The sequence below is a fragment of the Limosilactobacillus mucosae DSM 13345 genome, assembly GCF_001436025.1.
GTDB lineage: Bacteria > Bacillota > Bacilli > Lactobacillales > Lactobacillaceae > Limosilactobacillus > Limosilactobacillus mucosae.
The window spans coordinates 1-9,171 of sequence record NZ_AZEQ01000034.1 but is presented as its reverse complement, the minus strand read 5'-3'; the positions used below and the strand labels follow the sequence as shown (position 1 = coordinate 9,171).

Annotated in this window: 10 protein-coding genes; 6 read left to right on the top strand and 4 right to left on the bottom strand. The window is 43.6% G+C overall.

Translation table 11 applies throughout. The features are described from left to right. Positions 1 to 122, bottom strand: a 122-nt coding sequence (locus tag FC47_RS10485; protein ID WP_155519179.1) for a helix-turn-helix domain-containing protein, incomplete at its 3' end; no start/stop codon positions are given. 64 nt (positions 123 to 186) lie between these two features. Here FC47_RS10485 and tnpA point away from each other — a divergent pair. From tnpA to FC47_RS09730, 3 genes are all read left to right on the top strand, one after another. After that, entirely contained in the window at positions 187 to 654 is a 468-nt protein-coding gene (gene tnpA / locus FC47_RS09740) for an IS200/IS605 family transposase (RefSeq protein ID WP_039944832.1), read from the top strand. 75 nt (positions 655 to 729) lie between these two features. Then, on the top strand, positions 730 to 1,365 hold the full coding sequence (locus FC47_RS09735) for an Lreu_0056 family protein (protein WP_006499112.1): 636 nt from the start codon (positions 730 to 732) through the stop codon (positions 1,363 to 1,365). Between the two features lie 30 nt (positions 1,366 to 1,395). Continuing rightward, complete coding sequence (locus FC47_RS09730; protein ID WP_056968763.1) at positions 1,396 to 1,629, top strand: hypothetical protein; 234 nt, start codon at positions 1,396 to 1,398, stop codon at positions 1,627 to 1,629. Between the two features lie 298 nt (positions 1,630 to 1,927). Here FC47_RS09730 and pnuC read toward each other — a convergent pair whose 3' ends face one another. Beyond that, entirely contained in the window at positions 1,928 to 2,662 is a 735-nt protein-coding gene (gene pnuC, locus FC47_RS09725) for a nicotinamide riboside transporter PnuC (protein ID WP_006499114.1), read from the bottom strand. A gap of 626 nt (positions 2,663 to 3,288) precedes the next feature. Here pnuC and FC47_RS09720 point away from each other — a divergent pair. Continuing rightward, the gene (locus FC47_RS09720; protein WP_056968762.1) at positions 3,289 to 4,197 is read left to right on the top strand and encodes a hypothetical protein; all 909 of its coding nucleotides are present in this window, start codon (positions 3,289 to 3,291) and stop codon (positions 4,195 to 4,197) included. A 49-nt stretch (positions 4,198 to 4,246) separates the two neighbouring features. Here the strand turns inward: FC47_RS09720 and hdhA are convergent, their stop codons facing one another. Continuing rightward, on the bottom strand, positions 4,247 to 5,056 hold the full coding sequence (hdhA, locus tag FC47_RS09715) for a 7alpha-hydroxysteroid dehydrogenase (RefSeq protein WP_006499116.1): 810 nt from the start codon (positions 5,054 to 5,056) through the stop codon (positions 4,247 to 4,249). 353 nt (positions 5,057 to 5,409) lie between these two features. On the opposite strand from hdhA, the gene FC47_RS09710 reads away from it, so the two are divergent. Both FC47_RS09710 and ribB read left to right on the top strand, forming a co-directional pair. Beyond that, positions 5,410 to 6,780 (top strand): ClC family H(+)/Cl(-) exchange transporter, encoded by a 1,371-nt coding sequence (locus FC47_RS09710; RefSeq protein ID WP_155519178.1) that lies wholly within the window; start codon positions 5,410 to 5,412, stop codon positions 6,778 to 6,780. Between the two features lie 407 nt (positions 6,781 to 7,187). Then, positions 7,188 to 7,856: a 3,4-dihydroxy-2-butanone-4-phosphate synthase gene (gene ribB / locus FC47_RS09705; RefSeq protein WP_148313130.1), complete on the top strand. Its 669-nt coding sequence runs from the start codon at positions 7,188 to 7,190 to the stop codon at positions 7,854 to 7,856. Between the two features lie 196 nt (positions 7,857 to 8,052). On the opposite strand, the gene FC47_RS09700 is transcribed toward ribB, so the two are convergent. Further along, on the bottom strand, positions 8,053 to 9,171 hold a 1,119-nt coding region (locus FC47_RS09700), incomplete at its 5' end, for a 5-methyltetrahydropteroyltriglutamate--homocysteine S-methyltransferase (protein ID WP_268888870.1).

Genomic DNA, 9,171 nt, shown 5'->3' with positions numbered 1-9,171 from the left:
ATTTCGTTGTAGATAAAACGACTAGCATCACTATTAACCTTAATTATTTGTTTCTGATGATCACTTGGATAAATGCGAACCTTCAATCCATAATGGTATTCCAATTGTGCCATTGACTTCATTTTTTCACCTCCTTTAATTGGATTATATCATCAGTTAATGACTATAACGATTGAGGTGTTCTTAATGGCAAAAGAAAAGATTCAAGACGCATTTTATACTCGTCGATATATCTATAATTTTCATTATCACTTAATCTGGGTAACTAAGTATCGCCACCAGACTTTTTCAACTAAGAAACTGGTAGACGAAATGAAAGACATATTGCGAATGGTTGCAAAAGATAACGAAATTGTAATGGAAAAGATGGAAGTCATCCTGGATCATGTTCATGTACTGATCAGTTTTCCACCTAGCAAGGCGCCAACCAACGCTATCAAAGCACTAAAGGGGTGTAGTGCATTTATCTTTCTCAAACGACATCCAGAAATTCAACAATCTGAATATTGGGGTGGTCATTTATGGTCTCCCAGCTACTATATGAGTACGCTTGGCGACATGAGCAAAGACGTCGTAGAAAACTACATCAATAATCAAAAATACAATGCGCTTCAAAAAGAACGTCTTAAGAAAGCCTATCCATCCCATGACTAAAGTCACGGGATTTCCGGCTAGACATAATTAAAAATGAGTTATTATTAGTACACACGCACAATTGGAGGAGTAATTATGAATAAAAAGATTCTCAGTGGCACAATCGTCTTACTTAGCTGCGGTTTGTTAGCAGGATGCGGCAGTTCTAAATCAACCAGCTCATCGGCATCAAGCAGCGAATCCACAACCCAAACCAGTACACAAAAGCGTTCCAGCACCAGTAAAAAAAGCTCATCAGCTAAATCAACCAGTTCAAGCGAGGCCAGTCAATCAACGAGCAGTATATCAGATAGTTCCACCAAGACTTCCAGTACTGCCACGCCAGCCAAAGTAGATGACAAAACTGCCGGTATTTTACTACTGCTTTTAGTTGAACCCAACTGGATGAAACAATACATTGGCAGCGACTTCTTCTGTTACAGTCCAGCCGGTGAAAATCCTGGTGGTAGCGATACCGCAGGCTACAGTTACATTACCGCAAACGGCGATCCCAGCAGCTTTGTCTACTATAAAGTTGATGGCGAGAACGTTACCTATAAGATGTGGGTTCCAAGTGCCTCAGGCGATGTGGCGGGCGGCCATTTTGAAACCAAGACCGTTTCTTTGACGACTTTGGAAAATGACTATTATGTCACGCAAAGTCAGAAAAACGAGGTTGATGGCTATGTTCATCAATTGAACCGCGAATCTGACTATTTAGCCAATCACTAATTTTCACATCAAGCGGAGGCGTAATCGATCATGGAAGCAATCATTATATTCGTTAAATATTTGATTATCTTTGTCGTCTCCTATTATGTCATTACATTTTTAGCCAGGCTGTTCAGAAAACCTACCTACCGCATTACAATGACCGATTCCCAAGCTAACACCCAGCTTTATCTTTTGGCAATCGCGGCTGACGGTAGCAAATTTGAAACCACTACCCAGGCAGAAAATGCATTAACGTTTACTAATATTACTGATGCAAAATAATTCCTGGCTAAGCTACCACAATCGCCCAAGCCACAGTTGCAAGTTCAGCGAGTGTTGGGCTGGCAAAACGTTTCTGATTAATTAAACTTATCAGACAGTCTCATTACCGTAATGGGGCTGTTTTTCATTATCAATGCCATTCTGCCTGACTCGCTGTATACCATGGCCTTCTGACATTTCCCCTCACCAATGCCATTGTATGGTATGTTTTTTAGCCGCTGACGCCATTCTTCTTACCCATTGACATCAAAAAAGCTGCCTCCAGATTTCTCTGAAAGCAGCTGTAAGTTAATTTAGCCTATTCCATCTCAGCCAAACCAGCCTGACGCCGACCACGGTTGAACCATGGCGAAACCGTAAAGGCCAGAATGTCATTAACTACGTAGATCAAGCTGTTGATGGCCATTGCCAGCGTGGCATCCCCTTGAGCAAAGGTAACACCCCAAAGAATCAGTTGGAAGATTCCCGAAGCCAGCCACCAATAGTACTGGTTGTTGTAGCGCATAAAGCACATAATGCCTGCCGTCAAACTAATGGCAAAGCTGATGGCATCGATCCATGGCCGCGGATCATTAGTCAAATTGCCGATCAGATAGCCGCTGATTACATAAACCAAGAGCGTACCGATAATGGCTACGATCCATTGCTTGGCTCCAAAACGGCGCAGGTGATTTTTGGTGTCATCGTTCCAGCTGCGGACGGCAAAGATTACCGGCAGATCAAGCGTCAAGACATAAGCAATCTGTTCAAAGATCGACAGGTAGTTTTTGGCGGCCAGACCAGCGTAAATAAAGCAGGCCGCCGAAATTAGTCCCAGCCAGCCGTTGATTGCCTTGGTTGCGTTAATGGCCAATACGCACAGCGTCCCCAAGATTGTACCAACAAACGTGATCAGCGTAACGGATGTAATCGGACTGCTGATTAAGAGCGCCAGTTGAAAGCCCAGTGCAAAAAAGAACAGCAGATAGTTTTGCATTGGCCACCCCTTCAATTGGTTGAACAGCCAGACAAAGTAATTTTCATTGCGTTCCATGAATCAATTCTCTCCTTTTTCTCAGTAGCTTTTACCACAACCAGATGATTGCGGCTGCTTGTCCGTGGGGCGACCCCCACCTCGGTTGACGAGAAGTGCTCAATTTCTCGCCAGCTGTCCTGCCTCACGGGCCCATGAGACAAAACGACGTAACCAGTTCGGTTTTGAGCAACTCGTATATCTTACCAGAAGATTTTGTCCTTGTCAGAGTAAAAGTTTTTATTTATCTAAGACAAAATCTGTCTAATTATCTATTTAGTCGTAACGATTGCGCTTACTAAAAATAATTAAAAAAGTTTTTGACGATCTGTTTGACTGAATTTGACTGAACTGCTGATAAAATCATGTTTCATGACATATTTTCAAGTGTATGTAAACGTTTTATAATAAACAAGTTAATACTTATGGGAGAGTATTTATATTAGGAGAGTGTATTTTTCATGAATTATCTTTTTATGTTGTTTATGATTTTGATAATTATCGCTACATATCTGCTCATAAAAAAGGATCAAGAAAATGAATCGATCAAGCCGCCTATTTCTGATTAGTCAATCCAAACAACTATTAAAAATAAATCTACTGTAGGAAAAATTATTGAACGATCGACTAACTCAAGTAATAAGATTATGGGACGCTCTGAAAAAGCCTATGAGGAAACCATCAAACAGTCAACTAATTCAGATAATCATCATCCAAAGCCAATCTCAACTACATCAACGCCTCAATCAGATGCCGACCAAACTAATCATTTTATACATAAAAGGTCATCAACTACTGACGACTCTTCATTTGATACTAAGCCTTGGCAATCAGCAAGCTACTTCAAGCAACCTTCCGATCAATTTTCATCCAGTTCTAAAAAGGCGCAAAAACCTACCAACGAACAACAATCTATTAATGAATTAACGATCATTACTAAAAATGGCAAAAAATTCTGTCAGTATCCAATTGAAGACGACTGGTATCTGACACGGATCAAAAAATTTCGTTGCAAAGCCAAGCAGCATAATACAATTATGTTTTACGGCCTGGCAAATATTTATTCTCGAACAAAAAAACGCAATCTTAATATCCGTTTTCCTGTCTATTATTGTCAAACCTGTGATCAACTCATGATTAAAGAATCGGTCTACCGAAAAATCAGTCATGATGGTAAGTTGCTTTGTCATTATGTTCTTGAAGATTTTTGGAAACCAAAGCTACCAGATGAACATACCAGCAATCACTTCGTACCAACATTTGGCAATGAGGAATCTGTTTTACATAAGCTTGGCTACAACGTCAATTCGCAGATTGGGTTGACACCTATTCAACGTCACGCGATTCTACGACAGATTATTGTTAATGGGCAATTATCAAAATCCGAAGTCGTGCATCATCTTAGGTATTTAATCCGCCGTAACCGCTCTAATCGTAAATTCAAACGCGCAATTCAAAAATGGCAGGCTGATCTTGAATACGTCTATCGAATGAACCTCAGCTACAGCCGCATTCCAATCCAGCAGATGCGCGCCCTACTGAGCAAAGCTGATTAATAGTTGATATGTAAAAAGAACCCGCCAAATTTGACGAGTTCTTTTTTTATTAACCTTGTTTGATATTTCCACTCATGGCATCCCCATAAATCGGCGTCGGCAGCCCAAAGCCACCGGCAACTGTCACTAGTTCACCGGTAACGTATCTTGCCTTATCGCTAGCCAGAAAGGCGACCATATTGGCAATGTCGACGGGTTTAACGATCTCATGCAATGGTACGTGTTTCAAGAATCCGTCCAAAAAGCTCTTTGACATATTCTGCAGTGCGCCATCCGTACCAACGAATCCTGGCAGTACTGCATTGGCTCGGATTTTATTGCGCGCATATTCAACGGCCGTCTGCTTGGTAAGCGAGTTGATAGCTGCCTTGGAGACGCCGTATGCCAGTCGACTGATGTCAGGCGTCGTTCCAGCAACCGATGAAATGTTGACGATGCTGCCGCCCGTTTCCTGTTTCAGCATTGCTTTGACGGCATACTTAGACGTGTAATAGACACTCGCGATATTTTTATCAACGATATCAAAAAAAGCCTTACTGTCGCCATCCACCAGCGTCGTATCTTTGCTAACGTCCGTTGTGCCAAAATTATTGACCAAAATATCCAAATGCCCTACCTCATCAACAACTTGCTGAATCATCGGTGCATAGGTCGTAAAATCAAACGCATCATAAAAGACGCACCGATAATTTTCGTTTTGATCATGCAGCTGTTCGGTCAACTGACGGTTCTTTTCGCTGTCGCGTACCGCCATGTAGACAATCGCTCCTTCTGCAACAAACTTTTCAGCAATTGCCAGACCAATACCACGACTGGCTGCCGTTACGATTGCAGTCTTATTTTCTAGATCCTTTGCCATCGCAAATTCCTCCTCATCTTTTCAAACAGGCGATCAAAAACAGCTTCTCAGAATCCTTATCGATTAAAGGAATCCTGATATCGAAAAAAGTATAACACCAATAACAAATAAATTACTTAATTTTTGTAAAAATAGATAAAAAGATACTTTAAATTAAGTTATTTTAATGAATGCTTCTTAAAAAACGGTTTCACCTGTGCTATATTTTTCGTAATCAACATTCAGCATTTAAACTACTGAATAAATCATGCTAAAAAGCTGCTGTTTGACGATTAGATAACGTTCGTCTTTAAATTTGGGAGTGTCACGAACCATCTGCAATTTAGACAGCTGCTTAAAAAGGGGATCTTATTTTGAAAGAAATTGACGCAAGCGAAATTCTGCACCGGCCCTTTGCCTCAAACTTTTTAAAAAGGATTGGACGCGGCACCGCTGTCGGAATGGCAACTGGTCTGATCGTAACCACGTTTCGCAAAATCATTGACACAACGCTGCAGGGACTCAACGTTATCTATCCTTATATGCGAACTCATTATCTGATGCTGGGCGCATATCTGATCGGCACGGTTATCTTATGGCTGATCATGTCACGCCTATTAAAAAATCATTTATTTGACATCGTTGGTTCCGGCGTGCCACAAGTTGAAGACGTTTTACATGATGAACACTGGATGTCTTGGTGGTCGGTACTCTGGCGCAAATACATAATCGGCCTAATGGCAATCTGTCCAGGGCTGTTCCTAGGTCGCGAGGGTCCTTGTATTCAGATGGGGGCAGCGATTGGTCAAGGACTGTCTGAAAAATGCTTTAAATCATCCAAGGACGAAACCAAGATCATGATTGCCTGTGGGATTGCCGCCGGACTTTCCGCTGCTTTTTCAGCTCCATTGGCCGGTGCGCTTTTCCTGCTTGAAGAGATTACCTATACGTTTGAGTCGCAAACCTGGCTGACGGCATTAACCGCAGCCATCGCTTCCGATCTCGTCACCCTGCTCTTTTTTGGCACGCGACCATGCATGTGGCTGCCCGTTACCTATCGCCTGCCACCGGCTACCTATCTTCCCTTGGCTTTGTTTGGCATCTTGCTGGGTATTCTGGCTTGGTTTTACCAATATTGTCTGATTAACATTCATTGTTGGTATGGCAAGATTACCTGGCTGCCAAGAAATCGGCGCGCGATCATCCCCTTGCTGCTGGTAGTTCCAATCGGCTTGTGGGATGCCAACATGCTGGGAGGCAGTCACGTTTTCGTCGAGGTTATCGCCCAGCTGCCACGTCATGTACACGGGTTTCAAGCGATGATGGTGCTTTTGGGGATCTATTTTGTAATTCGCTTCGTTTTTTCGATGATTTCTTATGGTGCCGCAGTACCAGGCGGGATTTTCATGCCGATTCTGGTACTGGGTGCGATCTTGGGTGGCTTTGCTGGCTGCTTGATGATCCGCTTTGGTCTCATTCCTGCCAAAGCCTACATCAATCTGGTGGTCATTGGTATGGCTGCTTATTTTGGCGCAATTGAAATGGCCCCGTTTACCGCCATCTGTCTTTTGACTGAAATGGTCGGCACGATTCAGCAGATTCTGCCAATGCTGCTGGTTACGTTCATTGCCTACACAGTCAACGATCTGTTAGGGGGACGGCCAATCTATGGCGCGCTGCGTGAACAGATGGCTCCCCAGGCTGTCCAAGAACGGAATGCCAAAGCCAGCAACCTTAATTATTGAATTAATTCGTTTGATCTCATTGCAAATAATCAACCAATCGACTTTAGATATTTAACAAATGAAAGTCATCAGAAATTTTTTGAAAAAGTTTTTGATGGCATTTTTTGTTCATTTTCTAGTTCACAACTAAACAAAAACGACACTTGTTTCAAAGAGCAAGCGCCTAAAGTAATCGAAAAGCTTTACGAACGTTCGACTACCTGCTTAACCGAATTCTTGTTCAATTGTTCAGTTGGTAATTCTCGAACATTTGTTATATTTTAACGTTATTGTTCGTGATTCATTCGATAAGCAAAGCCGTTTTAGGCAGATAGTACGGTTTACAAACTAACGGTAACAGGATATGATAAGGCCACGTTCGAACGGAGAGTTGATTTTACATTTGGCAAACAGAGAAAGAGGCTAAAATTATGGTTCAATTTGACACGATCGAAACTGCACTGCAACAACTGCAAAACGGCGGCTATGTAATTCTTTCCGATAATGAAGATCGCGAAAACGAAGGCGATCTGGTGGCTTTGGCTGACCGCATCACTCCCGAAACGGTCTACGAAATGCTGCACGAAGCCAATGGTCTGATGTGCGTGCCAATCACCATCCAACGGGCACATGAACTGGGCTTTACCAAGATGGTTGAACACAGTACTGATCCAAACCAAACGCCATTTATGACGACCGCGGATGGTACTTTTGAAGCAACCGGTGTCACGACTGGCGTTTCCGCATTTGACCGTGCTGCTACGATCAAGCGTATTGCCAACCCCGCTGCTAAGCCAACTGACTTTAACCACCCTGGCCACATTCAACCACTTTATGCTTTGGACGGCGGGCTGCGCAAACGGATCGGTCATACTGAAGCTTCTGTTGACCTGGCATATCTGGCGGGCGCTGAACCGGCTGCGGTAATCATTGAAGTGCTTAAAGAAGATGGCCACATGGCTCGCCGCGACGATCTGGCAGAAATGGCCAAGCGCGTCAACGTTCCTTACATTACCATCAATCAAATCATCGAATACATGGACGCTCACAACATCAAGGAAGCCAGCGACCTGCAAGCTGCCACGGTCCAAGGCTAATCTGACTCGCTACTGACTAGGTCTCGTTATTAAAATAAAACTCCCCGCTTGGCTGCGAGGAGTTTTATTTTGAGGAGATATTTATAGTATTTCAGCATATTTGAGCTAAATGATCTCAGCCCACGATTGTTGATCCTTTGGCATGTGCTGCTTTTTTTAGGAAAAATGTCATTTAAGGAGATTAATAAAGAATGTTTTAAGCGCCCCAGACTTCTTCGGCAATGCTTTTGACCAAGGCAATCTTAGCCCACTGTTGTTCTTCAGTCAGGATATTGCCTTCTTCAGTTGAAGAGAAGCCACATTGCGTACTCAGGCATAGTTTGTCCAGATCATGATACTGTGCCGCTTCTTGAATCCGGTCCAAGATAACCTGCCGATCTTCCAATTCACCAGATTTAGAGGTTAGCAGACCCAGCACCACGTATTTGTCGGCTGGGACCTTCGCCAAGGGTTCAAAACCGCCTGCCCGCTCTGAATCGTATTCCAGATAAAAGGCTGCCACGTTTTCTTTCGCCAGTACATAGTCAGCAACGGGACCATAACCGCCTTTGGTTGCCCAAGTGGAGTGGTAGTTGCCACGGCAGACATGCGTAGTCACGACCAAATCAGCTGGCAGGTTTACCAAGGCATCATTGTTGATCTTTAAGAGTTGTTCTTGCAACAGTTCACGGCTTTGACCATCTTCTGCAAACACATGCCAGAATTCGTCATCAGCAATTGATCCCCAGGTACAGTCATCCAGTTTCAAGTCACGACAGCCGGCATCATATAAAGCCAAAATCAGATCATGGTAAGCTTGCGAAACGTCTTTGGCCAATTCTGCCTTGGATGAGTAAAATTCAGCGATGGCCTCGTTCTTCCCCTCACCCAGTACTAATTCTTCATAACATTGTGCCGGTGCCGGAATGCTTTGGCGTGGGATCAGGTCCGTGCCATCCGTTAAGCGCTTAAGGTACTTGAAGGCTTCCAGGTCGGGGTGCGTACCGTTAAAGCGTACCTTGCCTGTCACAGCTGCTGAATCTGCACGGGTTTCTTCACCATGGAAAAAGTAGCCATGCTCTGGATTCGTGTGTGCGATCCCTTCAAAGCCCCAGAACGTGTCCAGATGCCACCAAGAACGCCGGAACTCGCCATCAGTAACCGCGTGCAGTCCAGCTTGTGCCTCTTTTTCGACCAGTTCCTTGATACACTTGTCTTCAACGTTTTTCAGTTCGTCATGGTCAATTTCATGGTTGGCAAATTTTTCCCGCGCCGCTTTCAGTTCGGCTGGACGCAGGAAACTGCCCACAATATCATAACGGAATGGTGAAGTCGT